The organism is Ensifer sp. BR816, from assembly GCF_000378985.1.
GTDB lineage: Bacteria > Pseudomonadota > Alphaproteobacteria > Rhizobiales > Rhizobiaceae > Sinorhizobium.
Map to the genome: position 1 here is coordinate 3,254,639 of NZ_KB905370.1, position 22,729 is coordinate 3,277,367.

Annotated in this window: 23 protein-coding genes; 10 read left to right on the plus strand and 13 right to left on the minus strand. The window is 63.2% G+C overall.

Features of this window, described 5'->3' with window-relative positions:
- Positions 1 to 52: 52 nt before the first annotated feature.
- On the minus strand, positions 53 to 526 hold the full coding sequence (locus RHIBR816_RS0115530) for an NUDIX domain-containing protein (RefSeq protein ID WP_018237486.1): 474 nt from the start codon (positions 524 to 526) through the stop codon (positions 53 to 55).
- 126 nt (positions 527 to 652) lie between these two features.
- On the opposite strand from RHIBR816_RS0115530, the gene RHIBR816_RS0115535 reads away from it, so the two are divergent.
- Positions 653 to 1,636 (plus strand): zinc-dependent alcohol dehydrogenase family protein, encoded by a 984-nt coding sequence (locus RHIBR816_RS0115535; protein WP_018237487.1) that lies wholly within the window; start codon positions 653 to 655, stop codon positions 1,634 to 1,636.
- A 7-nt stretch (positions 1,637 to 1,643) separates the two neighbouring features.
- On the opposite strand, the gene RHIBR816_RS0115540 is transcribed toward RHIBR816_RS0115535, so the two are convergent.
- Positions 1,644 to 2,117 (minus strand): pyridoxamine 5'-phosphate oxidase family protein, encoded by a 474-nt coding sequence (locus RHIBR816_RS0115540; RefSeq protein ID WP_018237488.1) that lies wholly within the window; start codon positions 2,115 to 2,117, stop codon positions 1,644 to 1,646.
- A gap of 289 nt (positions 2,118 to 2,406) precedes the next feature.
- Here RHIBR816_RS0115540 and RHIBR816_RS0115545 point away from each other — a divergent pair, with 289 nt between their 5' ends.
- Positions 2,407 to 2,796: a hypothetical protein gene (locus RHIBR816_RS0115545; RefSeq protein WP_018237489.1), complete on the plus strand. Its 390-nt coding sequence runs from the start codon at positions 2,407 to 2,409 to the stop codon at positions 2,794 to 2,796.
- A gap of 25 nt (positions 2,797 to 2,821) precedes the next feature.
- On the opposite strand, the gene RHIBR816_RS0115550 is transcribed toward RHIBR816_RS0115545, so the two are convergent.
- Positions 2,822 to 3,595, minus strand: a complete 774-nt coding sequence (locus RHIBR816_RS0115550) for a slipin family protein (RefSeq protein ID WP_018237490.1) — start codon at positions 3,593 to 3,595, stop codon at positions 2,822 to 2,824.
- Positions 3,596 to 3,622: 27 nt separating this feature from the next.
- Positions 3,623 to 4,990, minus strand: a complete 1,368-nt coding sequence (locus RHIBR816_RS0115555) for a nodulation protein NfeD (RefSeq protein ID WP_018237491.1) — start codon at positions 4,988 to 4,990, stop codon at positions 3,623 to 3,625.
- A 285-nt stretch (positions 4,991 to 5,275) separates the two neighbouring features.
- Between RHIBR816_RS0115555 and RHIBR816_RS0115560 the strand changes: the two genes are divergently transcribed.
- The 6 genes from RHIBR816_RS0115560 (at position 5,276) to RHIBR816_RS0115585 (ending at position 12,327) form a co-directional block, all read left to right on the plus strand.
- Positions 5,276 to 6,280, plus strand: a complete 1,005-nt coding sequence (locus tag RHIBR816_RS0115560) for a LacI family DNA-binding transcriptional regulator (RefSeq protein ID WP_018237492.1) — start codon at positions 5,276 to 5,278, stop codon at positions 6,278 to 6,280.
- A gap of 41 nt (positions 6,281 to 6,321) precedes the next feature.
- The gene (locus tag RHIBR816_RS0115565; protein ID WP_026187035.1) at positions 6,322 to 7,614 is read left to right on the plus strand and encodes a sugar ABC transporter substrate-binding protein; all 1,293 of its coding nucleotides are present in this window, start codon (positions 6,322 to 6,324) and stop codon (positions 7,612 to 7,614) included.
- An 89-nt stretch (positions 7,615 to 7,703) separates the two neighbouring features.
- Positions 7,704 to 8,645, plus strand: a complete 942-nt coding sequence (locus RHIBR816_RS0115570) for a carbohydrate ABC transporter permease (protein WP_018237494.1) — start codon at positions 7,704 to 7,706, stop codon at positions 8,643 to 8,645.
- Positions 8,638 to 9,531 (plus strand): carbohydrate ABC transporter permease, encoded by an 894-nt coding sequence (locus tag RHIBR816_RS0115575; protein ID WP_026187036.1) that lies wholly within the window; start codon positions 8,638 to 8,640, stop codon positions 9,529 to 9,531. Before RHIBR816_RS0115570 ends, RHIBR816_RS0115575 begins: the two co-directional genes overlap by 8 nt.
- Before the next feature lie 3 nt (positions 9,532 to 9,534).
- Positions 9,535 to 11,256, plus strand: coding sequence for a GH32 C-terminal domain-containing protein (locus RHIBR816_RS0115580; protein ID WP_018237496.1), 1,722 nt, complete (start codon positions 9,535 to 9,537; stop codon positions 11,254 to 11,256).
- Positions 11,257 to 11,280: 24 nt separating this feature from the next.
- Entirely contained in the window at positions 11,281 to 12,327 is a 1,047-nt protein-coding gene (locus RHIBR816_RS0115585) for an ABC transporter ATP-binding protein (protein ID WP_018237497.1), read from the plus strand.
- A 54-nt stretch (positions 12,328 to 12,381) separates the two neighbouring features.
- Here the strand turns inward: RHIBR816_RS0115585 and RHIBR816_RS0115590 are convergent, their stop codons facing one another.
- The 4 genes from RHIBR816_RS0115590 to RHIBR816_RS0115605 are packed head-to-tail and all read right to left on the minus strand — an operon-like array spanning position 12,382 to position 16,526.
- Positions 12,382 to 13,143, minus strand: a complete 762-nt coding sequence (locus RHIBR816_RS0115590; protein ID WP_018237498.1) for an ABC transporter ATP-binding protein — start codon at positions 13,141 to 13,143, stop codon at positions 12,382 to 12,384.
- A complete protein-coding gene (locus RHIBR816_RS0115595; protein ID WP_034815354.1) occupies positions 13,137 to 14,207 on the minus strand; it encodes an iron ABC transporter permease in 1,071 nt (356 codons plus the stop codon). The genes RHIBR816_RS0115590 and RHIBR816_RS0115595 overlap by 7 nt, the downstream gene beginning before the upstream one ends.
- Positions 14,204 to 15,340: an ABC transporter substrate-binding protein gene (locus RHIBR816_RS0115600; RefSeq protein WP_026187037.1), complete on the minus strand. Its 1,137-nt coding sequence runs from the start codon at positions 15,338 to 15,340 to the stop codon at positions 14,204 to 14,206. Before RHIBR816_RS0115600 ends, RHIBR816_RS0115595 begins: the two co-directional genes overlap by 4 nt.
- Before the next feature lie 52 nt (positions 15,341 to 15,392).
- Complete coding sequence (locus RHIBR816_RS0115605; RefSeq protein WP_018237501.1) at positions 15,393 to 16,526, minus strand: ABC transporter substrate-binding protein; 1,134 nt, start codon at positions 16,524 to 16,526, stop codon at positions 15,393 to 15,395.
- 102 nt (positions 16,527 to 16,628) lie between these two features.
- On the opposite strand from RHIBR816_RS0115605, the gene RHIBR816_RS0115610 reads away from it, so the two are divergent.
- Together RHIBR816_RS0115610 and RHIBR816_RS0115615 are read left to right on the plus strand one after the other, a co-directional pair.
- On the plus strand, positions 16,629 to 17,438 hold the full coding sequence (locus tag RHIBR816_RS0115610) for a class I SAM-dependent methyltransferase (protein WP_018237502.1): 810 nt from the start codon (positions 16,629 to 16,631) through the stop codon (positions 17,436 to 17,438).
- A gap of 231 nt (positions 17,439 to 17,669) precedes the next feature.
- On the plus strand, positions 17,670 to 18,113 hold the full coding sequence (locus RHIBR816_RS0115615) for a DUF4168 domain-containing protein (RefSeq protein WP_026187038.1): 444 nt from the start codon (positions 17,670 to 17,672) through the stop codon (positions 18,111 to 18,113).
- Between the two features lie 71 nt (positions 18,114 to 18,184).
- Here RHIBR816_RS0115615 and RHIBR816_RS0115620 read toward each other — a convergent pair whose 3' ends face one another.
- The 5 genes from RHIBR816_RS0115620 to glgX all read right to left on the minus strand — a co-directional run bounded on the left by RHIBR816_RS0115620 (position 18,185) and on the right by glgX (position 22,647).
- Positions 18,185 to 18,847, minus strand: coding sequence for a DUF6766 family protein (locus tag RHIBR816_RS0115620; protein WP_018237504.1), 663 nt, complete (start codon positions 18,845 to 18,847; stop codon positions 18,185 to 18,187).
- Between the two features lie 37 nt (positions 18,848 to 18,884).
- The gene (locus tag RHIBR816_RS0115625) at positions 18,885 to 19,370 is read right to left on the minus strand and encodes a hypothetical protein (protein WP_157628192.1); all 486 of its coding nucleotides are present in this window, start codon (positions 19,368 to 19,370) and stop codon (positions 18,885 to 18,887) included.
- Positions 19,371 to 19,431: 61 nt separating this feature from the next.
- Positions 19,432 to 19,869 carry a CBS domain-containing protein gene (locus RHIBR816_RS0115630; RefSeq protein ID WP_018237506.1) on the minus strand — a complete coding sequence of 146 codons (438 nt, stop codon included), beginning with the start codon at positions 19,867 to 19,869 and terminating at the stop codon, positions 19,432 to 19,434.
- A gap of 75 nt (positions 19,870 to 19,944) precedes the next feature.
- Positions 19,945 to 20,190, minus strand: coding sequence for a DUF2934 domain-containing protein (locus tag RHIBR816_RS0115635; RefSeq protein ID WP_026187039.1), 246 nt, complete (start codon positions 20,188 to 20,190; stop codon positions 19,945 to 19,947).
- A 369-nt stretch (positions 20,191 to 20,559) separates the two neighbouring features.
- On the minus strand, positions 20,560 to 22,647 hold the full coding sequence (gene glgX, locus RHIBR816_RS0115640; RefSeq protein WP_018237508.1) for a glycogen debranching protein GlgX: 2,088 nt from the start codon (positions 22,645 to 22,647) through the stop codon (positions 20,560 to 20,562).
- Positions 22,648 to 22,729: the final 82 nt, after the last annotated feature.

The window sequence follows — 22,729 nt, forward strand, 5'->3', positions numbered from 1 at the left end:
GTTTCCGGTGCCGCGACTGGCAACGTCCACCCGCTGCCGATCCATCAAACGATCAGCCTGACGATTCTGCGTCGCATCGGGCTTGCAGGCGATCGATGAACGGCCTCTGGGCAGCATTGATCTTTTCCCGCGCATCATCGAGCGAGAACCATTCGGCGCGGTCAACCTCAGGGAAGGATTGCATGCGCCCGCTTTTCGGCGGCCACTCCATCTCGAACAGGTTGCTGCGAATGCTGGCGATGTCGAATTCGCTTTCGCCGGCAAAGGCGGTGATCAGCTTGCCGCTTTTCAGGCGCTCCTCGCCAAGCGGTTCCAACTGCCCCGTCACGGCGATGCCGGTCTCCTCGAGGAACTCGCGGCGCGCCGCCGCTTCCGGCTCCTCGCCGTCATCGTATTCGCCTTTCGGGATCGACCAGGCGCCGAGATCCCTGTTGCTCCAGAACGGTCCACCGGGATGAACGAGCAGGATGAGGAGCGCACCCGCTTCGTATTTGTAGAGCAGAATGCCCGCGCTTTTCTTCGGCATCTGCGATCCCTCCGATAGGCCCGCCCCCGGCCTCGACCTTGATGGCCAGGGCAGGATATCATCGAAGCAACCAGCTTCGGATGAAAGTCCGCAGCACGACATGTCTTTTCAACCGGGCCGACAGCCATGCGCGCGATGGTTCTCGAAGAAATCGGCAAGCCGCTGGTGGCGGTCGATCGGCCTCTGCCACAGCCACGGCCCGGCCAATTGCGACTGAGGGTTGAGGCCTGCGCCGTGTGCCGTACGGACCTGCACGTGGTCGATGGGGACCTGCCGCTGCCGAAGCTGCCGCTCGTTCCCGGCCACGAGATCGTTGGCATCGTCGAGGCAGTCGGCGCTGTGGTGGACCCTGCCAGGATTGGTCGGCGTGTCGGCGTGCCGTGGCTCGGCCACACCTGTCGGACGTGCTTCTACTGCCGCTCGAACGCAGAAAACCTCTGCGATGACCCATTGTTCACCGGCTATACGCGCGACGGCGGCTTTGCCACGCATGTCGTCGCAGATTCCGACTACGCTTTCGATCTCGACCCGGTCGGCAATCCAGTAGCACTCGCGCCCTTGCTTTGCGCCGGCCTTATCGGCTGGCGCTCGCTGAAGCGCGCGGGCGACGGCCGGAACATCGGCATCTACGGCTTTGGCGCCGCCGCGCATATCATCACACAGGTCTGCCTGTGGCAGGGAAGGAAAGTCTACGCCTTCACACGGCCAGCAGACAGGGCGGCACAGGACTTCGCCCTTGAACTCGGCGCCGCGTGGGCGGGCGCCTCGGACGAAGCACCGCCGCAACCACTGGATGCGGCGATCATCTTCGCCCCGGTTGGAGATCTCGTCCCGGCGGCACTGAAGGCGGTGCGCAAGGGCGGACGTGTCGTCTGCGGCGGCATCCATATGAGCGACCTTCCCGCCATGCCCTATGCGGTGCTGTGGGGCGAGCGCGAGCTCCTTTCGGTCGCAAACCTGACGCGCCAGGACGCGCGCGAGTTCCTCGCGATCGCCGCCGAGGCAGGCGTGCACACCCGGACGACGGTCTATCCGGTCGACAAGGCAAATGTAGCGCTCGATGACCTTCGCGCCGGCCGGTTGACCGGCGCTGCCGTGCTGGTGCCGTAAGCCTGCGTTACGAGAGACGCGCGGCGCGGAGGTCTTCTGCCACGGCGGCACGCCCCGTCATCTCGTCGACGCAGATGCAATAAAAGAGGTGCGGCGAAGCGCGGAGCGTTTCCTGGGGCGCCGGCTTCAATCCTCCGGGCTCCCACCAGTTGATGTGGTCCTGGAGGAGCGACCAGGCGTGCAGGCGTTCGTGATGCCATTGCGCCGTCTCCGGAAGCTCCTGATACTGCCCGTACAGGAGCACGCTCTTCCATTGGTCGTTGCCTGAAAATGCATCGATCTGCACGCAGACATGCGGATTCGCGCGCATCCAGTCGATCTTCCGGCCCGGCATGGAGAAGCTGTAGAGGCGACGGCCGGCATAGGCATAATGGATCGGCACGACGTAGGGCCGGCCGTCCTTCGAACAGGCAAGCCTGGCGAGCCGCGCAGACGCGACGACGGCGGTGCACTCCTGCTCCGTCATTTCCCTGATGAGCATCAATCAATCCCTTCATCAAGCGGTCCAAATACTCTAGTCTATGCCCGAGCGACCCGACGGATCTTGACCGAGGTCAAGGCAGGAGATGTGCTGCGGCGACGGCCGTGCGATTGATGCGGATCAATGATCGCACGGACCGGCCATCTTAGCCTGGCACCCAGGAGACACCGCTATTCCGCGCGCCCCGCAGACGGCGCCCGCAATGTTCCGAACGACCCGATAAGTCGTCATGCATGAGTTTTGGCTGCCGATGAGTCAGCGAGATGCTGCAGAAAAAGGAGGTTCTGCGATGGCGAAGAAAATACCCGATACTCTTGCACCCGCGACCTGGCCGCGGTGGCCGGCGGGGCCCGAAGGGCAATCGCTGATGCTTTCGGCGGCGCGCTTCCAGGCTGACATGCTGCAAACGGCCCTGCGTGGACAGATCGAGGCGCTCAGCTTCATGAAGAACCGCAGCGAACAGCATCTGCAGCTCTGGGAGGATCTGCTCGCGTCGGACTATGCGCGCGACGGCTTCGACCTTTATTGCGCCTTCTGGCGCAATGCCTTCCAGGATTATGCCGAGGAAGCGGAGCGTTTCACGCAAATCGGCGCGGACCTTGCAACCCAGACGGCGAAGCGCGTCAGCGAGGAACAGGAAGAATTCACCGGCAAAGTCGCGCGGCAGATTGCCATGTGACCCGACCTATCTTTCCCCGTAGACGCTATTCCGAGCTCTCGGCCTTCTTGGCCGAGAGCAATTCGGCGATCTCCATCGGGAAAGGGAAGATGATCGTCGAGTTCTTCTCGCCGGCGATGACGTTGAGCGTGCTCAGGTAGCGCAATTGCATGGCTTGCGGCTGGCGGGCGAGGATCTGCGCCGCCTCGAGCAGCTTTGCCGCAGCCTGCTGCTCGCCCTCGGCATTGATGACCTTGGCGCGCCGCTCGCGTTCGGCTTCCGCTTGGCGGGCGATCGCCCGGATCATCGACTCATTGATGTCGACATGCTTGATCTCGACGGTTGCGACCTTGATGCCCCAGGCATCGGTCTGCACGTCGAGGATCTTCTGGATATCGTCGTTCAGCCTGTCGCGTTCGGACAGCATCTCGTCAAGGTCATGCTTGCCGAGCACCGATCGCAAGGTCGTCTGGGCGAGCTGGCTTGTCGCCGCCATGAAGTCCTCGACCTGGATCGTCGACTTCTCCGCATCGATCACCCGGAAATAGATGACCGCGCTTACGCGGACCGACACGTTGTCGTGAGAAATGACGTCCTGGCTCGGCACGTCGAGCACGCGGGTCCGGAGATCGACGCGCACCATCTGTTGCACATAGGGAACGAGCAGGATGAGACCTGGCCCCTTGACGCCCGTGAAGCGGCCGAGGGTGAAGACGACGCCGCGCTCGTATTCCCTGAGAATCCGGATCGCATAGGCGATGACGATCAGTAGGAGAAACAGCGCCGCGGCGAGCGGGACGAGACTTCCAAACCAGGGCATCAATTCCTCCTCTTCTGGGCTCAGAAGCTAACTTCGTTTTGCCCGCCGTTCGACCTCGAGCGTCAACCCGTCTCGGCCGACGACCATCACGTCCTCGCCGGGACCGAGCGGCTCGCCGCTCACCGCCCTCCACCGCTCCCCATGCGCGATGACGTAGCCATCGACACCGGCCCAGGTGTCGACCTTGCCGAAGATGCCGATCATCTGCTCGGCGCCCGTGGCGACCTTGTGCCGGCGAGAAGCGAATGCCAGACGGGCGACAATGAGGCTGAAGGCCAGGCTTGCGATCGCCACACCGCCGAGAACCGGCCAGGACACCTGAAGTCCCGGCACGTCCGTATCGAACAGGATGGCGGCCCCGAGCACAATCGAGACCCCGCCGCCGAGCCCAAGGACGCCAAAGGACGGCGCGTGAGCCTCGGCCACCAGCAGCGCAACGCCCAGCATGATCAGGCCGATACCGGCATAACTGACCGGCAATACCGCGAGCGCGTAGAGACCGAGCAGCAGGCTGATGCCGCCGATCGTGCCGGGCAGCACCGTGCCGGGCGCCATGAATTCGAAGATCAGCCCGTAGATGCCGACGAGCATCAGGAGCAGCGCGACGTTCGGATCGGTGATCACTGACAGCAGGCGCGTGCGCCAGTCGGGAAGCACGTCTTCGACCAAGAGCCCCGTCGTATCGAGACGCCTGTCGGCCTGGCCGACGCGAACCGTCCGGCCTTGTGCCTGTTTCAACAGGTCCTCGACGGTCGCGGCGGTGAAGTCGACGACCTTCTCGCGCACCGCCGCCGACGACGAGAGGCTGGCGGCCTCGCGCACCGCCTTCTCGGCCCAATCGGCATTGCGATTGCGCAATTCGGCAAGCCCGCGGATATAGGCAACGGCGTCGTTGATCAGTTTTGCCTCACCGGCGTTGGCCGGCGGTTTGGGAGCATCCGCCTTGCCTTCTCCTGCGGGCTTGTCCTTGTCGTCTTTCTCGTCGCCGCCGAACAGCCCTCCCCCGATGGCGATCGGTGTCGCGGCGCCGAGATTGGTTCCCGGCGCCATCGCCGCCACGTGGCTTGCGTAGAGGATGTAGGTCCCGGCGCTCGCGGCCCTAGCGCCGCTCGGCGCGACGAAACTGGCGACAGGCACGGGCGAGTCGAGGATGGCGCGGATGATATCCCGCATCGACGTGTCGAGACCGCCAGGCGTATCCATCTGCAAGACCACCAGCGTCACGTCGCGCTGCTTGGCGCGTTGCAATCCCCGGATCACATATTCCGCCGTCGCTGGACTGATCGCCCCGTTCACATGCAGGACGAGTGCGACGCGCTCGGCTGCGGACGCAGGTGGGACGGGAAATGCAAAAGCCAGCAGGGAGAACAGCAAAAGAGTGAGGATTCGGGACATTCGCCGTCAAGCCTCTGGTTTCGCGACCCGGCTGAGCGAGAGGCTTCTGCCCTGCCCGCTCTCTACCTTTCGTCGAAATTCATGCTTCCTAATATAGGTCAGAACCTGAAAAAGCGTAAGTGATCTAACCTCGCCGCCCTGCCGCGAAAGTTGCATCGGTATCTGCCGCGCTGCCTTCGCCACTTACCGGGAACGAGACCGAAAAGAACCGGCCAAGATCTGCGATTGACTCCCTCCCTTCGAGAATGATATTGATTTGAGTAATCGTTAACCCAAGGAAGCTTCGTGACCACCTCCTTGAGCGACATAGCCGAGCGCGCGGGCGTTTCCGTCAAGACCGTATCGGGTGCCCTGCATGGCGGGTCGGCGCGCATGTCGGAAGAGACGCGGCAGCGGATCAAGGAGATCGCTGAGGAACTCGGCTATGTCACCAATCTCGCCGCGCGCAGCATGCGGCAGGGCTGGATGCCGCTGATCGGCGTCGTCGCCGACGAGTTGATCACCTCGCCTTTCGCGACCGAAATCATTCGCGGGCTCGACGGCGCGGCGCGGGCCTCCGAGATGGCGGTCTTCGCAATGACGCTCTCGGGTAGCCGCGACGTCGCCTCGGTATTGGAGGAAGTGCGCCGCTTCCGGCCGCGGGCGATCGCGTATGCGGCGATGTACCACAAGACCGTCACGCTGCCGCAGGAATTTGCCGGCACGGTCGGCGTGATGATCAATTGCCGCGAGGCAAACGACCGGGTGACCTCGCTGGTGCCGGACGAGGTCGGCGCAGCGCATGAGATCACCAGCTACCTGATCGATGCAGGGCGGCGCAGCATCGCCTTCATCAACCTGCCGGGCCTGCTCGCCGGCGATCTGCGCGAGACAGGTTTTCGTCAGGCGATGACGGAAGCCGGGCTCGACGGTGTCGGCGCAAGAGTCTTGCCGGCCGCGCGGCGCGCGATCTACAGCGACAGGGCGCCGAGCCTCGTCCATTCCCACGTAACGGAACTGATGAGCGGACCTCGCCGCCCGGACGCGATCCTTTGCGGCAACGATCGTGTTGCGATGGAGGTCTATGCGGCGCTCCGCCGGGTCGGCGCCGAGATCCCGGACGACGTCGCCGTCGCGAGCTTCGACAACCAGGTCGACATCGCCACGCGCCTCGATCCGCCTTTGACGACCATGGCCCTCCCGCATCGCGCGATGGGCCGCATGGCGGCCAACATCCTGCTCACCAGCGATGCAGCGCCGGGAGAGGTGCGAAAGTTGCCGTTCCAACTGGTGGAGCGGCTATCCGTATGAATTCAGTTGCAGCAAAAACCCGTTGAGGAGGAGTGACTATGATGGGTAAACGTTTACTTTCACTACTGACGACCTCGGCCGCCCTGGGTCTAGTGATGGGCCAGGCCGAAGCCAAGACCGTGATCCAGGTGATGCACCAGGGCGATCCCGGCTGGGTCTCGACCTATGGTGAAGTCGCCAAGCGTTTCGAGGCGGCCAATCCGGATGTCGACATTGAACTGATCTACGCGCCGCACGACGCCTATAACGAGAAGTTCAGCGCCGCCGTCATGTCCAAGCAGTTGCCGGACGTCATGGAACTGGATGCGCCCTTCCTCGCCAACTACGTCTGGTCAGGATACCTGCAGCCGATCAAGCCTTTGATCGACCAGGACATCCTCGAGGACATGACGGAGTCCAACGTCGCGCAGGGCACCTATCCGATCGACAAGGAGCTTTACGCGGTCGGCCTCACCGACTCCTCCGTCGTCCTCTATGGCAACAGGAAATATCTGGAAGCGATCGGTGCCCGCATCCCGAAGGGAGTGGATGACGCCTGGACGCGCGAGGAATTCGAAGGCTACCTCGAGAAGCTTTCGAAGGTCGAAGGCGTCAAATGGCCGATCGACACCTTCCGCGGCTATGGCATCAAAACCGAATGGATCACCTATGCCTATGGCCCGATCCTGCAATCGGCAGGCTGCGACTTGATCGATCGCAAGACCTGGAAATCGGTCGGAACGCTCGACAGCGATCCTTGTGTCGATGCGCTGACGATGATGCAGACATGGGTGAAGAACGGCTGGGTCGTGCCGCAATCCTCCGGCACCAACCAGTTTTTCGCCGAGGGGCACCCGGCCGCGCTGGCGTTCGGCGGCCACTGGATCTATGCGGAAGCCGCCGCCTCGATGAAGGACGACATTGTCGTCATGCCGCTGCCGAAGTTCGGGCCGAAAGGCGTAAGCCCGAACGGCACCTGGATCTGGGGCATCACGACCGCCTCAGAGCATCCCGATATTGCCGGCAAGTTCGTGAGCTTCATGCTGAAGGACAAGCAGTATCGCGACTATGCCAGGGAAGATTCCGCCTATCCCGGGCTGAAGAGCTTTGCCGCCGATTCCCCCTTGTACAATGCCGGCGGCCCGATGGCCGTCGCCTTCGAGCAGGCATCGAAGACCGCGATCGCACGGCCGCCGCATCCCGCCTATCCGGCGATCACCTCGGCCTTCATGGGAGCCGTCGACGAGATCTTCAACGGCGGCGACGTCAAGGCGGCGCTGACCGCAGCGGCCGAGAAAATCGACGAGGACATCGAAGAAAACGACGGCTACCCGCCCTTCGACGAACAGCAGTAACGCTGACGGGCGGCCGCGGGCCAGTCCGCGCGACCGCCCACATCGCTCGCATGGGCGATCGACGTACACGATTGAATGAGGAGGAGATCATGACCTTGCAGCAACCGGCGCTGACTGCGACGGCAGCCGTGGCGCGCCCAGCTCGACGCCGGGACAAGGGCCGACTGTTCCAGGAGATCGGCATGCTTGCGCCCGCGGTGGTGCTGCTGACGATCTTCCTCATAGTGCCGTTCCTCCTGTCGTTCTGGACGGCCATGACCAATCAACCCTTGGTGCCGCGTCCGACGCCGGTCCGCTTCATCGGCCTCACCAACTTCCTGAGGATCCTGAAGGACGACCTGTTCTGGACTTCTCTCTGGAACGTTTCGCGCTTCACCTTCTGGATCCTGCCGGTGCAATGCGGGCTCGCCTTCGCGACCGCCCTGCTGCTGCATCAGAAGCTGCCCTTCCGCAACTTCTTCCGCGGGCTGTTCTTCCTGCCCGCCATCACCTCGATGGTCGTTGTCTGCGTCATCTGGGGAACGCTCTTCCAGTATCCGACCGGGCCACTCAACCAGGTGATCGGTTTCCTCTCCGGCGGGCACATCCAGCCGATCGACTGGCTCGGCGATCCCAACTGGGCGATGTTCTCGATCGTGCTGCTCTCGGCCTGGCAGGCCTACGGCTTCCAGATGATCGTCTATCTCGCCGGGCTGCAGGGCATTCCCGACGAGCTCTATGATGCCGCCCGCATCGACGGCGCCAATGCGTTCCAGCGCTTCTGGCATGTGACCATGCCGGGGCTGAGACCGACGCATGTCTTCGTGCTTGTGATCACTACCATCCAGGCCTTCAAGCTCTATACCCAGGTCGCAGTCCTCACCCAGGGCGGGCCGAAAAGCAGCACCGAAACCGTGGTGCACTACATGGTGCGAACCGGCTTCGAAGAACAGAAGCTGGGGCTTGCCTCGGCCGTGTCGGTCATTCTGTTCCTCATCGTTCTCGTTATCGCGCTGCTGCAGCGCCAGCTTCTGAGGCGTTTCGATGTCTGATCTCGTCCTTTCCCCAACGCAAATGGAGGTAAAGCGCGAGCGCTCCGCCATCGGTTCGCTGCGCCTCGTGCAGACCGCCTGCATCCTCGTCATCGCCCTCGTCATCGTCTCGCCGCTGTTCATGCTGCTGGTGGCGAGCCTCAAGGATGATCGCTTCCAGATTCTGGCAGACATGGGCAGTTTCCGCGCCTTCTGGGTGTCGAACCCGACGCTGTCGAACTTCGCGGAAGTCGGCAACCTGACGGGCGAGCTCGCCTATGGCCGCTATCTCCTGAATTCGCTGTTCATTCTCGCATGCACGGTCGGCGCCGGGCTGATCGTCAATTCGATGGCCGGCTTCGTGCTCGCCTGGGGGTCGCTGCGCGGCCGGGCCTTGATCCTGTCGCTGGTCATCGCCCTCTACGTCATTCCGCAGGAAAGCATCATCATGCCGCTCGTCATCATGGTGTCGCGTGCCGGCATGACCGACACCTTCGCGGTGCAGATCGTGCCCTGGGTCGCCAGCCCGCTCTACATCTTCCTGTTCTACCAGTTCTTCGCCCAGCTTCCGAAGGAGCTGTTCGAGGCCGCCGAGATGGACGGTGCTTCGGTCTTCCGCATCTACCGCTCGATCTTCCTGCCGCTCAGCCTGCCGGCGCTCGCCACCGTCTCGATCCTCATGGGGATCGAGGCCTGGAACCAGTATCTCTGGCCGATCCTGGTGACACAGACCGACTACGCTCGGCCGATCGCAGTCGCCATAGCCACCTTCTTCGGCCAGGACAGCATCTACTGGGATCGCGCCATGGCGGCCTCCGTCCTGATGATGATCCCGATCCTCGCCCTCTATCTCGCCTTCCAGCGCTGGTTCGTAAGTTCCTTTGTTGGCTCCGCCGTGAAAGGTTGATCAATGACAAGCCATGCAAACCCCTCCTCGCTTCTCGACGGCAGCCTCAAGACGCTGAGCGCCGTCCTTCCCGCTGGAACGACCATCCATGCCTGGCTGAAGGCAGTCGACGCGGCAACTCCGGCCGTGCTGCGAGCCAGCCAGGAAGGACGCGACGCCGGCCACCTAACGGCGCGCAACAGCGAGGAATTCGAGTTCCAGACGCTGGTGATCGAGGGCGGCGGCGAAACGACCTTGACCTATGACGCAACGACCACCGCCCTTTCCGTCGTCTATGCCTTTTCGGAAAAGGAGGTGCTGCAATCCGGCATCCGCATCCTCTTCACCGGCGAAACCAATGCGACACCGGCCGCACCCGGCAGCTACCATTTCCGCCCGCCCTTCGGGTGGATGAACGATCCGAACGGCGTCGGCCGCTTCGGCGACAAGGTGCATCTCTTCTACCAACACTATCCGCACAGCCTGCGCTGGAACACGATGCATTGGGGCCATGCGGTCTCCGACGACTATCTCCGCTGGAAGCATCTACCCGTGTTCCTCCTGCCCTCGGCGGAGCTTTCGGCGCGCGCCGACGGCCGCGGCGGCGCCTTCTCCGGCTCGGCAATCCCGCTTGCCGGAGAGGAGGCCGGGATCCGTGTCTTCTTCACCGAGCAGGTCAAGGACCGCGCGCCGGAAGAGCAGATCCAGTTGACAGCTGTCACCCGCGACCAGATAACCGCCGATGCCGCCGAAGTCATTCTTCCTGAGCGTCCGGCGGACCTCGACCTGACGCTCGATTTCCGCGATCCCTATGTGATCAAGGGTCCGGATGGCCGCTGGAAGATGCTTCTCGGCAGCCGCGACCACGCCGGCGGCGTCATCCTGCTCTATGACACCGTCGATGAAGCGGCGGCTGGCGGCTGGAACTTCCTCGGCATCCTGCACCGCGAGGACCGTTTCGGCATGACCGCCGCCGAATGCCCGTGCATCGTCCCGGTCGACGGGCCGGCCGATGATCCGCAAACCCGCTGGGCACTGATCTTCGGCCTCTTGACCAGCCGCGATCCGGCGACCGGCCGCCGCAACATCACCATCGCGACCGTCGGCCGCTTCGACGGCCGGAGTTTCGTGAAGGAATTCGAGCAGGAACTCGATTTCGGCACCGACGCCTATGCCTTTCAGGCATTCGTCGACCAGTCCGGGCCGGTCGGCATTGCCTGGCTGGCGAATTGGACGGAGATCTCGAAGAAGGCCGATTTCCCGACCGCCATGACGCTGCCGCGACGCGTCCTGCTCAACGACGGCGCTCTGTTGACACCGCCGGTCGACGCCGTCGACAGCCTGCGCCAACACGTGATCGACGAGTTCCGGCTATCGTCCGGTGAAACCGTCGAGCTCGGCAACGGCGCCGTTGAGATCGTCATCGACCTTGCGGCCCCAGGCGCGGCCTTCGACCTCGAATTCGATCATCCCGACGTCGAGCTCGGCCTCAGGATCGACCAGGAAGGCTTGAGCATCCTCTACGACGTTCCGGACGGCAAATGGCTGCCCCGCTACATCGCGGCTGGCGCGCGCCCCTCGACGCTTCGCATCTTCCTCGACAAGGGATCGATCGAAGTCTTCGCCGACAACGGCCGCTGGACGGGGACGAAGCGCCTGCCCGGCTTCGAGGGCGCCCGTTCGGCGCGCCTTGCCGCACCTGACGGCAATATCGCCACCGCACGCATCTGGCAGCTCAAGCTCTGAAGGACAGGAAGGGAGGAACAAAAGATGGCATCCGTCACGATCGAACAGGTTCGCAAGCAATACGGCGCCGTGCCGGTGATCCACGGCGTTTCGATGGACATCGAGGATGGCGAGTTCGTCACTCTCGTCGGCCCCTCCGGCTGCGGCAAGTCGACCCTCTTGCGTATGCTCGCCGGGCTCGAGGACATCAGCGGCGGCGAGATCCGCATTGGCGGTCGCCTCGTCAACGACGTCGCGCCAAAGGAGCGTGACATCGCCATGGTGTTTCAGAGCTACGCGCTCTATCCGCACATGACGGTCGCGGAGAACATGGGCTTCGCGCTGAAGCTCAAAGGCGAAGGCAAGGCCGCGATCGAGAAGCGCGTGCGCGAAGCGGCCGACATCCTGGCGCTCGGACCGCTGCTCGACCGCCTGCCGAAGCAGCTTTCCGGCGGCCAGCGTCAGCGCGTCGCAATGGGGCGAGCGATCGTCCGCCATCCGCAGGTCTTCCTGTTCGACGAACCGCTCTCGAACCTCGACGCCAAGCTGCGCGTCACCATGCGCGCCGAAATCAAGGACCTGCACCAGCGCCTCAAGACGACGACCGTCTATGTTACTCACGACCAGATCGAGGCGATGACCATGGCGGACCGGATCGTCGTCATGCGCGGCGGCAATGTCGAGCAGATCGGCAAGCCGCTCGAACTCTACGACCGGCCAACAAATACCTTCGTCGCGACCTTCATCGGTTCACCGGCCATGAACCTCTTCGAAGGTTCGGTCGGGAATGGCGGATTCGTCATGCGTGACGGCGTGTCGCTACCAATGCCAGCCGGCTATCGGGGAGCAACCGCAGAGGTCTACGGCATCCGGCCCGAACATCTTACCATCGCCGAGGCCGGTGTGCCGGCGACGGTGGTCGTCGTCGAGCCGACCGGCTCCGAAACCCATGTGCTCGTCAAGCTCGGCTCGGCGGATGCCAACCTGGTCCTCAGGGACCGGATCGATCTTGAGCCCGGACAACGCGTGCATGTCGCTCCGAACCTCGCCAAGCTGCATCTGTTTTCGGCGCAGGGAACGCGCGTCAACTGACGTCGTCGCCCCGACCTTCACGTGTCGCGCCGCGTTGGCGCGGCGCGACACCGATCACCGGACGGGAATGGAATCGTCGACGATAATGACCGGCCGCCCGAGCGAACAGGCCTCGACCCGGGCTTCGACACGATAGACGGATTTCAGCATGTCGGCGGTGATCACCTGCTCTGTCGGCCCGCTCGCGGCCACCGAGCCGCCGCTGATCACGATCGTGTCGTCGCAATAGCGAAGCGCGTGGTTCAGGTCGTGCAGCGCGATCAGTACGGCCATGCCCTCTTGCGCGGCGAGGCGCTTCATGAAGCCTAGCACTTCGATCTGGCGAAAGAGATCGAGCGCCGAGGTCGGTTCGTCCATCAGCAGCACTTCCGGCTTGCGCACCAGCGCCTGGGCGATCGAGACGAGTTGCCGCTGGCCACCGGAGAGTTCGCCGAGACCGCGGAAAGCAAGGTCGTCGATCCTCAGTGCCGCAAGCACCCGGTCGATTTCGGCGAGCTCGCCATCCTTCACCTTCCAGCCGGAACCCTGCTTGGCCGAAAGCAGGACGGACTCGTAGACCGTCAGCACCGCATTTGCGCCGGTGTCCTGTGGCATGTAACAGATCGTCTCCGGCCCCTTCTCCGTATCGGTGAGGTGAACGAGGCCAGGTCCGGCTGCAAGCCCTGCAATGCGCTTGAAGAGCGTCGATTTGCCGGCGGCGTTCGGGCCGATGACGGCAGTCAGCCCTCCGCCCTTGAGTGTGCCGGTGTCGATGCCGGACAGCACGGTGCGACGACCGTAGGTCGCGCCGACCGCGTCTAACCTCAGGGCTACCATGCTCGTCTCCTGTTGGTGAAAATCAGCACGAAGAAGAACGGCACCCCGACCAGCGCCGTGATGATGCCGATCGGCAGCACCGCGCCCGGAATGATCATCTTGCTGACGACCGACGTGACGGACAGCAGGAGCGCGCCGCAAAGCACGGAGGCCGGCAGGAAGAAGCGCTGGTCTTCGCCGACCAGCATGCGGGCGATGTGCGGTCCGACGAGGCCGACGAAGCCGATCGTGCCGACGAAGGAGACGGGAATCGCCGCAAGCAGGCTGACGATCAGCATTGTCTCGAGCCTCAGCCGGCGGACATTGATGCCGAAGCTCGCCGCCTTGTCGTCGCCGAGCCGAAGCGCCGTCAGCGCCCAGGCATGACGGGCAAACAGCGGCACCGCGACGACGAGCACGGCCGCAGTGAGCCAGACCTTCGGCCAGGTCGCCTTGGTGAGGCTGCCCATGGTCCAGAAGACGACCGCAGCGAGCGCCTGTTCGGAAGCGAGGTATTCGAGCAGCGACAACGCCGCGTTGAAGGTGAAGACGAGCGCGATGCCGAGCAGCACGATGGTCTCGACCGTGACGCCGCGCATGGTCGAGGCGAAATGGATGAAAAGCGCCGCCAGCATCGCCATCAGGAAGGCGTTGAGCGGCACCATGTACTGAACTGCAACGGGAAACACCGCTACGCCTGCAACGAGCCCGAGGGCGGCACCGAAGCCGGCCGCGGCCGAGATACCAAGCGTGAAGGGGCTCGCGAGCGGATTGGCGAGGATCGTCTGCATCTGGGCGCCGGCGACCGACAGCGAAGCGCCGACCGTCACCGCCATCAGCGCGATCGGCATGCGAATATCCCAGATCACGACGCGCAGCTGATCGGTCACCGTATCTGAGCTGAACAGCGCCGTCAGCACGTCCGCAAGCGGATAGTTCGCGGGTCCGAGCGCCATGTCCACCGCGACGGAAAGGAACAAGGCGGCGATAAGGCCGGAAAGAATCAGCAGCCGGCGCGCGACAAGGGCGCGATAGCGGCCGCGCCCCTCGATGCCGGAGATTTCGTCGGCGATCGCGACCATCATTCACCCCCGTCCGAAAGCGAGACGAAATAACCGGGCCGATACGTTATCGGCAGGAATTTCTCATGAAATTCGCGGAAGGTCCGGTCCGGGTCGATATCGGCGAAAAGGTCGGGATGGAACCATTTGGCGAATTGCTGGATCGGCACGAATTCATAGGGCGCGCCATAGAACTGGTGCCAGACGGCATGCACCCTGGCCGCCTTGACGGCGTCGAGCGTGGCAAAGGCCGGCCTTTGCATCAGCCCGTTCAGCCGCTGCTGTGCGATTGCCGGATCGGCACCGCGACCGACACTAACGAACTGGTTGACATCGGACTCGGCCGACCAGTTGCTGCCGGTGACGATCACATGGTCGGGGTTTGCAACGACGAGCTGCTCGGGATTGAGGTCGCCGAAGGTCGCCGCGATCACGTCTGAGCCGATATTGTGGCCACCGGCCTTTTCCACCATCTCGCCGAAATTTGCCGGGCCGAAGGTCCGGCAGCAGGCGATGTCGCCGGTGATCCCGGGCGAGCGCTCGATGAACACTTTCGGGCGCTTGATCGCGCCGGCTTTTGCCAATCGGTCAGTGACGATCGCAATCTGCGTCTGGCGCCAGGCGATGAATTCCTTCGCGCGCTCCTCAGCACCGAATATCTGACCGAGGATTTCGACGGACTTCTCGCTGTTCCTCGCCGGATCGACGCGGAAATCGAGGTAGACGACAGCAATGCCGGCGGCAGCGGCCTTCTCGATGAAGCCCGACTCCTCGACTGCCTTTTGTGCTTCGAGGTTCAACGTCAACACGTCCGGCTTCAGCGCGATCGCCGCCTCGAGGCTGAAATCGCCGCTCGGGATATAGCCGAAGCGCGGCAGCTTCTCGATCGCCGGAAAGCGCTCGCGGTAGCCCTCGTACGAATCCGGATCCTTCATGATCAGGTCGTCGCGCCAGCCGACGATCGTGTCGAAAACGTGCTCGCCCCTGAGCGCCGCCGCAATGTGGATCTGCCGCGCCTCGCCGAGCAAGATCCGCTTGGCCGGAAGTTCGATTTCGACCTTGCGGCCGGTGACATCGGTGATCTCCGCCGCAACGACCGGCGCCGCGGCGATAACCGCGGCGACAAGTGCGAAGACGACATTCTTCAGCATTCGCATTTCAAAACCTCGCAAAAAGCGATCGGAGGGCGGAAGCCCTCCGATCGTGATTTTACTGGCCGACATTCAGCGACACGAAGTAGCCGCTCTTGTAGGGAAGCGGCAGGAAGCGCTCGTGCAATTCCTTGAACGTCGCCTCCGGGTCGAGATCCTTGAAGAGGTCCGGATGCAGCCACTTGGCGATCTGCTGGATGGCGACGAACTGGTACGGGTTGTTGTAGAACTGGTGCCAGATGGCGTGGACATTGCCTTCCTTCACCGCTTTCACACCAGTGAAGGCCGGGCGCTTCGTCAGGTTCTCGAGCTTGCGGAAGGCTTCCTTCTCGTCGGCACCGTAGCCGACGCCGACCCAGTTGCCGCCGGGCACGTAACCTTCCCAGTTGCCGCCGGTGATGATGACCTGGTCCGGGTTCGAAGCGATGATCTGCTCCGGGTTGACCGTCCCGAACGTCCCCGGAATGATGTCCTTCGCCATGTTGATGCCGCCGGCGAACTCGACCATCTTGCCGAAATTCTCATCACCGAAGGACATGCAGCAATCGTCCGAATAGCCGCCGGCGCGTTCCATGAAGACGAGCGGCTTCTTCGGATCGGCCTTGGCCAGGACGTCCGTCACCTTGGCGATGCTGTCGGCGCGGAACTTGATGAATTCCTCGGCCTTTTCTTCCTTGCCGAACAGCTTGCCGATCAGGCGCATGCTCGGTTCGGTGTTTTCCATCGGCTTCTCGCGGAAATCGACATAGACGAGCGGAATGCCGACCTTCTCGAGCTTCTCGATATAGCCCGCCTCTTCCGTTGCCGTCTTTGCATCGATATTCATCAGCATGACGTCGGGCTTCAGAGCGACCGCCTGCTCGATGTCGAAGGTGCCGTCCTTCATGCCGCCGAAGGCCGGCAGCTTGGCGATGTCAGGATATTTGGCGAGATAGGCGGCATAAGTTTCCGGATCGGCCTTCGTCAGGTCGTCGCGCCAGCCGACGACCCGCTTGAAGGGCTCGTCCTTGTCCAGGGCGCCGACAAAATAGATCTGCCGTCCCTCGCCGAGAATCACGTGTTGAACGGGTACATTCACCTCGACCTCGCGGCCAGTGATGTCCTTCACCTTGATCGTGTCAGCGAGTGCGGCGCTTGAAAAAAGCACGCAAAGGCCCGCGGCGGCCGCAGCCACCCTGTTGAAAACCTTCATCGATCCTGCTCCGTTGGAAATCGCTGCCTTCTAATATTTCATGACTTTACCAGTCAACATATATCTTTTAGAACGCTTCCAAACAGGCAGGACTGGACAGACATGAGCGATGTGGCGGCGGGCCGGAACTACGATCTTCGCGATGAAATCAAGGCCTATTGGTCGGAGCGTGCCGCCACCTTCGATCTCTCTCCGGGACACGAGATTTTTTCGGAAGAAGAGCGCGCCGCCTGGCACCGGCTCTTTCTGCGCCATCTCGGTCGCGGTGACGGGCGCGCCGCACTCGACCTTGCGAGCGGCACCGGTGTCATCTCGCACCTGCTCGACGATCTCGGCTTCAAGGTCACCGGTCTCGACTGGGCCGAGCCCATGCTGGAGCGGGCGCGGCAGAAGGCACTAAGCCGCAAGCGTGCCATTTCCTTCCGCATCGGCGATGCGGAAAGCACGATGGAGCCGGACGACCACTATGACATCATCGTCAACCGGCATCTGGTCTGGACGCTCGTCGATCCAGCCGCGGCCTTCGCAGAATGGCTGCGCGTACTGAAGCCCGGCGGCACGCTCCTGGTCGTCGACGGCGATTTCGTCAACACGGGTGCGCTGGAACGGCTGTTCTCGAAATTCAGTGCCTGGGGACAGCGCGCCGGGCTTTTCAAGCCAGATACCCCCATGCACTCACGGGAGATGATGGAAACACATCGCAGCATCCTCTCCCGCGTCTACTTCTCCGAGGGGGCACGCGCCGACGTGGTCGTCGAACTTCTCCGGACAACTGGCTTCACGGACGTCGAGATCGATACCGACCTCGACGAAATTCACCGGACACAGGCGAAGAACTGGAACCTCTTCAAGGGGCTCGCGCGAAAGAGCCAGCACCGATACGCGATCCGTGCAACCAAGCCTACGATCTAGACTGACGCCACCTCTGGATGCACACATCTGCATGCCTGAGATGGCGCACCGGCCACAAAGCTGCCGCGCAATGGTCAGCAAATTGCCCCGGCATCGCCCAATCGAGCACTTTTGAGCGCTCCATGGTCGATCGTCGCCCGTCGTTATTCGACACGGAGCGGTTGAGCAAGGCGGTAATGCTGCCGATCACGTCATGCACGTCCAAAGAGGGCACGTCCAAGAGGAATGAATATGATCACTCGTTACACCCCCGTTGCATCGTTGACCGCTGCAGTCTTCGGCCTGATGGTCGTGAGCCCGGCCTCGGCGCTGGAACTTGCCCAGGCCCAGGAAACACAGCCGGCGCAGCAGACGGCCCCGGCGCAGCCAAGCGCCAAGGGCGCCCCGATCAGCGAACAGAAGATTGAGGCCTTCGCGGTCGCCTACCTCCAGGTTGACAAGGTCCGGCAGGAATATTCCGCCAAGATAGGGGCGACGCAGGACACGGCGGCCAAGGAAAAGCTGAAGACCGAAGCCAGCCAGCAGATGGTCAAGGCGGTCGAGGCCTCACCCATTTCGGTCGAGGAATACACGACCATTCTGACGGCCGCACAGAACGATCCGGCGCTGGCCAAGAAGGTCGAGGAAAAGCTTCAGGGCACCGCGCCTGCACAGCAGGCGCCAGCACAGCAGTAAGCGCGCACCGGCGCGATCGATTTCGGCGTTCCGACTTCCGCGGTCGGAACGCCGAAGCGTTTTGTGGCCTCCTATTTTCCTGTTGCGCTGCTCGGCGCCGCGACCGACTTGGACTCCGGCGATCCGCGGAAACGCAGGAAAATGGAAAGGACGACCAGCAGCAGGGTAGACAGGAACTCCGACTGCCAGTTCTGCAGGCACTCGAACCAGAACTCGGCGTCCGTCAGGCGTGACCACAGGTCCACAGGCGGTTCGCCATTGCGGATGGCCTCGACATTTCCGGCCACCGCGCTGGCGCGGAGGTGCAAAACAAAGCTCAGGACAAACAGTCCGGCAAGTGCAATTCCCAACGAATAGGAATAGAGCGTCCTGATCAGTCGCCCTTGCCGAACGGGCCAGGGGGCCTTTGGATCATCCTTTTTCTTCAAAGGATCTTCGTCCAGTTCGGACCAGGGAGCGTCCGGATCCCTGGATTCCGCCGAGCCGCGCTGGAAGAGGAACGCCGTGAGACAGACATAAGCCGCCATCTGCAGGAACTCGCTTTCCCAGTTCTCGAAGAGAGCGGATAGGAAGTGACCGGTAGCGAGATAGCTGGCGATCGTCACGGTCGGCTCGCCGTGTATCATCGCCTCCTGATTGAAGGCATGCGTACCGACGACGATCATGCCTGCGATTGTTGCGGTCGTGAGGATGGCCAGCGTAATGCTCAATCCGTTGTCACGCAGAAACGACATCGACGTTCTCCGCCCATTGCGTGCCACCCTGCCACCATTACGCGACGAGCCAGAACAGGGCGCCCGCCACGAGAATGAAGAGCCCGACGCCTCCAAGCAGGCGAAGCATGCCTGCATTGGTCGTATCGCCGAGGACCCTGTTCCAGGCATCCCCGCCGGTAGCGTCGTCGTCACTCTCCTGATGTTCCTGCGGCGAGATCGCCTGGACCATCCCGTTGTCGGCATCTTTCGGCCCAATGGGTTTGCCGCCGCCGCTGTAGTCACGCGGCGCCGGTTGGGGCGGGTCAGCCGACCTTGTGCTCTCGACACGCAAGTCTTGCCCGCCGCTGCCGGCGTCCGAGGCGTCGGCAATATGGTCTTCGCCGGACGCGTTCAGTAGCCGCGGCGGTTCGCGCTCTCCCAACCTCTCGGGCTGCGGGCCGAGGCGGCGGGCCGGCCACGACACCTCGGACGACGTCCGTTGGGGACGTCGCTCCGTGGCGCCACGCTCCCGGTGATCTCCGTTTTCCTGTTTCTTCGGCATGCTGCCTCCGCTCGCCATGGCTGGCGCCAACGAGGGCGCCGAGCCGTAACTTTGTCGAGGGTTAGTGCCGCTCGCTCTGATTGTGGTCTCCGCCGGGCATGGTCACACCCTTCAGACCGGTCCCGGCGACCGCGGGCTGCTCACGCGCGGCATCAGCCAGCGACACGATGCCGACGAGGCGCTTGTCGCGGCTGACGACGGGCAGGCGCCGGACCTGGATGTCGCCCATATTCCGCGCCACATCGTCCACTTCTTCGTCCTCGAAGCAATATTTGACGTCGGTCGTCATGACGTCCCGCACCTTCGCCTGCGGATCGAGTCCATCCGCCACGCCACGGACGACGATGTCCCTGTCCGTGACCATTCCGACCAAACGGTCATGGTCCTCGACCGGCATGAAGCCGATGTCGTTTTCCGCCATCTGCCGCGCCACGTCTCTGATCGTGTCGTTGGGGGTCACCAGATGAACGTCTCTGCTCATGATCTCCGATACATGCATTGTCCTGCTCCTTTCTTGGAAGTCGATCCCTGGTCCGTGCCCGCCGTTCACGGCCACGCCCAAGCAGGCGGGCCCCTAGTGGGCCCGCGCTCCGTTCCTCGTCGATCTTCCCCGCGGCGAAGGCGTCTTCGGCGTCGACACGGCATTGGTCGCCCCCTCGCTTTCGAGGCTTTCGCCTCCATCGGGGTTCGACGCACCCTGGCCCTGCATTTCACGCGCTGCCTGTTCCCAGTGGCGCTGATGCTGGCCGTCCGGACGGCCTTCCTGTTCCCAGATCGCGTAAGCCCGCCGCTTGATCAGTTCTTCCCTGTCTTTTTCCATGTCCCTTACCTCGCTGTTGGAAGCCTTGTCGGCGAAGTGCAAACGGGACGACCGCCCATTTGTTCCATGGGCCAGAAGCTATTCTGGCATCGAACGCCTAGTCGGCGAAATGCTTGGGAGGCTCCGGATTTTCGTCGGGATTTGGTACGGGCGCCTCGTCCGGCAGGCGATCTGGTTCAGGCTCGCCGATCGGCGGCTCCGGCTCCCAAGGCGGAGGTTGGGGCGAAGTCGGATCCGGCTGACGCGGATTTGGCATTTCCTGCCTCCGTTCGTCGAAAGGGTTGTCGATGAGACAATCCCCCTCGTTCGGGAATGTTCCACGAGAGGGCGGCTATGACTGCCCGGGACTGGTTTCGCTGGCGGGCGACCTCACGCCCGAGGAGCCAGAGGGACGAAAGCGGCGACGCTCTGCGCAGGGATCGTCTCCCGATCCTTGGCGATGTGCGTGACGAAGGCCTCGTCCTCGGCGGTGTTGAGCGCCCATCGCCAATCCTCGGCGCCGTGTGCGGGCGGCAGCACGACGTCACAGTCGCCGCCGGCATTGAAGACGAGGAATAGCTCTCCCGGCGCCTCGGCGGTTGAGAGGCGGCAGAGATAGACGCCAAGAATGCGCAATTCGCCATCGCCCCACTCCGCCTCGTCCATCTGGCTGCCATCGGGCTTGTACCAGGCGATCTCGATGCGTCCGTGCTCGTCGATGGCGCCTTCGAGAAAGTTTTCCTGGCGCAGCACCGGATGCTCCCGCCGGAAGGCGATCATCTTGCGGCAGAAGTCGAGGAAGGCGTCGTCTGTCCGGCTCCAGTCGATCCAGCCGATCTCGTTGTCCTGGCAATAGGCATTGTTGTTTCCGCCCTGGCTGTTGCCGAGTTCATCGCCGCCGAGAACCATCGGAACGCCCTGGCCGAGCATCAGGGTGGCGAGCATGGCGGAGCGGCGGCGCCGCCGTGCCCGGTCGATCGCGGGGTCATCGGTTGGCCCCTCGGCACCCATATTGTCGGAGTGGTTGTCCGAGTGGCCGTCGCGATTGTCCTCGCCGTTGGCCTCGTTGTGCTTCTCCGCATAGGAAACCGTATCCATCAGCGTGAAGCCGTCATGCGCGCTCAAGAGATTGACCGACGTGGTCGCGGCGCGGCCGGAATGGTTGAACTGAACGGGCGAGCCCGCGAGCCGTTCGGCAAGCACCGGCACAACGCCGCCGTCTCCCTTCCAGAAGCGGCGGACGTCGTCGCGGAAGCGGTCGTTCCACTCGCGGAAGGGTGGCGGAAAGCCGCCGAGCTGGTAGCCGCCCTCGCCGATATCCCAGGGCTCCGCAATGAGCTTAACGCCGGCGAGGATCGGATCCTGCCTGATCGCGTCGAAAAAACCGCCCTCGCGGTCGAACTCCATGTATTCGCGCCCCAGCGCGCTCGCCAGGTCGAAGCGGAAACCGTCGATGTGCATGACGCCGACCCAGTAGCGGAGGCTGTCGAGCACCATGCGCAGCACCATGGGGTGCGCGACATTCAGTGTATTGCCGGTGCCGGTCATGTCAAATGTGTGTCGGAGCTGCTCCGGCGACTGGCGGTAATAGCTGAGATTGTCGAGGCCGCGGAAGCTGAGCGTCGGCCCCTGTTCCGAACCCTCGGCGGTGTGGTTGTAGACGACGTCCATCAAAACCTCGATGCCGGCGGCATGGAAGCGCTTCACCATCGTCTTGAACTCGGTAATCCTGGTCCCCGTGAGGTAGCGCGCCTGCGGCGCAAAATACCCGAGCGGCTGGTAACCCCAATAGTTTCTGAGGCTCCGTTCGGCCAGGTACCGGTCGTCGAGGAAATATTGCACCGGCAGGAGCTCGACCGCGGAGACACCGAGCTTCGTCAGATGATCAATGATCGGATCGCTGGCCATGCCGAGAAAGGTGCCGCGCAACTCGTCCGGCACGCCCGGATGCGTCATGGTCATGCCGCGAAGGTGGGTCTCGTAGATGATCGTCTCCGTCCAGGGCCGGCGGATCGCCTCCTCGCCGTCCCAGTCGAAGGTCGGATCCTGAACGACGCCCTTGACCATGAGGGGTCCGCTATCGCGCTCGTCAAAGGAGAGGTCGCCCTCCGGGCTGCCGATGGTGTAGCCGAACAGCGCGTCGTCCCAGGCGAACTGCCCAGCCACCTGTTTCGCATAGGGATCGAGCAGCAGCTTGTTCGGGTTGAAACGATGTCCGTTGTGCGGGTCATAGGGCCCGTAGGCGCGGTAACCGTAGAGCGTGCCTGGACCAAGCCCCTCGATATATCCGGACCAGATATCGCCTTCCCGTTTCGGCAGGGGAAGGCGGGCCGTCTCCTTGCTGCCATCCTCGGAAAAGAGACAGAGCTCGATGGTCTCGGCATGGGCGGAAAACACCGCGAAATGCGTGCCCTGGCCGGTATATTCGGCGCCGAGTTCCGGCTTCAGGAAATCCAGTTCGGAGAAAGCCACATTCATTCGTGTCGTCGCGCCCCCTGCAGCGTCGTGGAAGTGAGGGGGCAACGCCGACGGGTGGAAATTTGTTCCGGCGACCGGCCCC

What these genes read in the sequence shown, in the direction of transcription:
- RHIBR816_RS0115595 (WP_034815354.1), bottom strand. Translation starts at nt 14,207, where the DNA reads ATGATGGTCGCGATCGCCGACGAAATCTCCGGCATCGAGGGGCGCGGC.
- RHIBR816_RS0115550 (WP_018237490.1), bottom strand. Translation starts at nt 3,595, where the DNA reads ATGCCCTGGTTTGGAAGTCTCGTCCCGCTCGCCGCGGCGCTGTTTCTC.
- RHIBR816_RS0115580 (WP_018237496.1), top strand. Translation starts at nt 9,535, where the DNA reads ATGACAAGCCATGCAAACCCCTCCTCGCTTCTCGACGGCAGCCTCAAG.
- RHIBR816_RS0115565 (WP_026187035.1), top strand. Translation starts at nt 6,322, where the DNA reads ATGGGTAAACGTTTACTTTCACTACTGACGACCTCGGCCGCCCTGGGT.
- RHIBR816_RS0115615 (WP_026187038.1), top strand. Translation starts at nt 17,670, where the DNA reads ATGATCACTCGTTACACCCCCGTTGCATCGTTGACCGCTGCAGTCTTC.
- RHIBR816_RS0115605 (WP_018237501.1), bottom strand. Translation starts at nt 16,526, where the DNA reads ATGAAGGTTTTCAACAGGGTGGCTGCGGCCGCCGCGGGCCTTTGCGTG.
- RHIBR816_RS0115535 (WP_018237487.1), top strand. Translation starts at nt 653, where the DNA reads ATGCGCGCGATGGTTCTCGAAGAAATCGGCAAGCCGCTGGTGGCGGTC.
- RHIBR816_RS0115575 (WP_026187036.1), top strand. Translation starts at nt 8,638, where the DNA reads ATGTCTGATCTCGTCCTTTCCCCAACGCAAATGGAGGTAAAGCGCGAG.
- RHIBR816_RS0115600 (WP_026187037.1), bottom strand. Translation starts at nt 15,340, where the DNA reads ATGCGAATGCTGAAGAATGTCGTCTTCGCACTTGTCGCCGCGGTTATC.
- RHIBR816_RS0115590 (WP_018237498.1), bottom strand. Translation starts at nt 13,143, where the DNA reads ATGGTAGCCCTGAGGTTAGACGCGGTCGGCGCGACCTACGGTCGTCGC.
- RHIBR816_RS0115635 (WP_026187039.1), bottom strand. Translation starts at nt 20,190, where the DNA reads ATGGAAAAAGACAGGGAAGAACTGATCAAGCGGCGGGCTTACGCGATC.
- RHIBR816_RS0115545 (WP_018237489.1), top strand. Translation starts at nt 2,407, where the DNA reads ATGGCGAAGAAAATACCCGATACTCTTGCACCCGCGACCTGGCCGCGG.
- RHIBR816_RS0115555 (WP_018237491.1), bottom strand. Translation starts at nt 4,990, where the DNA reads ATGTCCCGAATCCTCACTCTTTTGCTGTTCTCCCTGCTGGCTTTTGCA.
- RHIBR816_RS0115530 (WP_018237486.1), bottom strand. Translation starts at nt 526, where the DNA reads ATGCCGAAGAAAAGCGCGGGCATTCTGCTCTACAAATACGAAGCGGGT.
- RHIBR816_RS0115585 (WP_018237497.1), top strand. Translation starts at nt 11,281, where the DNA reads ATGGCATCCGTCACGATCGAACAGGTTCGCAAGCAATACGGCGCCGTG.
- RHIBR816_RS0115570 (WP_018237494.1), top strand. Translation starts at nt 7,704, where the DNA reads ATGACCTTGCAGCAACCGGCGCTGACTGCGACGGCAGCCGTGGCGCGC.
- RHIBR816_RS0115630 (WP_018237506.1), bottom strand. Translation starts at nt 19,869, where the DNA reads ATGCATGTATCGGAGATCATGAGCAGAGACGTTCATCTGGTGACCCCC.
- RHIBR816_RS0115625 (WP_157628192.1), bottom strand. Translation starts at nt 19,370, where the DNA reads ATGCCGAAGAAACAGGAAAACGGAGATCACCGGGAGCGTGGCGCCACG.
- glgX (WP_018237508.1), bottom strand. Translation starts at nt 22,647, where the DNA reads ATGAATGTGGCTTTCTCCGAACTGGATTTCCTGAAGCCGGAACTCGGC.
- RHIBR816_RS0115620 (WP_018237504.1), bottom strand. Translation starts at nt 18,847, where the DNA reads ATGTCGTTTCTGCGTGACAACGGATTGAGCATTACGCTGGCCATCCTC.
- RHIBR816_RS0115610 (WP_018237502.1), top strand. Translation starts at nt 16,629, where the DNA reads ATGAGCGATGTGGCGGCGGGCCGGAACTACGATCTTCGCGATGAAATC.
- RHIBR816_RS0115540 (WP_018237488.1), bottom strand. Translation starts at nt 2,117, where the DNA reads ATGCTCATCAGGGAAATGACGGAGCAGGAGTGCACCGCCGTCGTCGCG.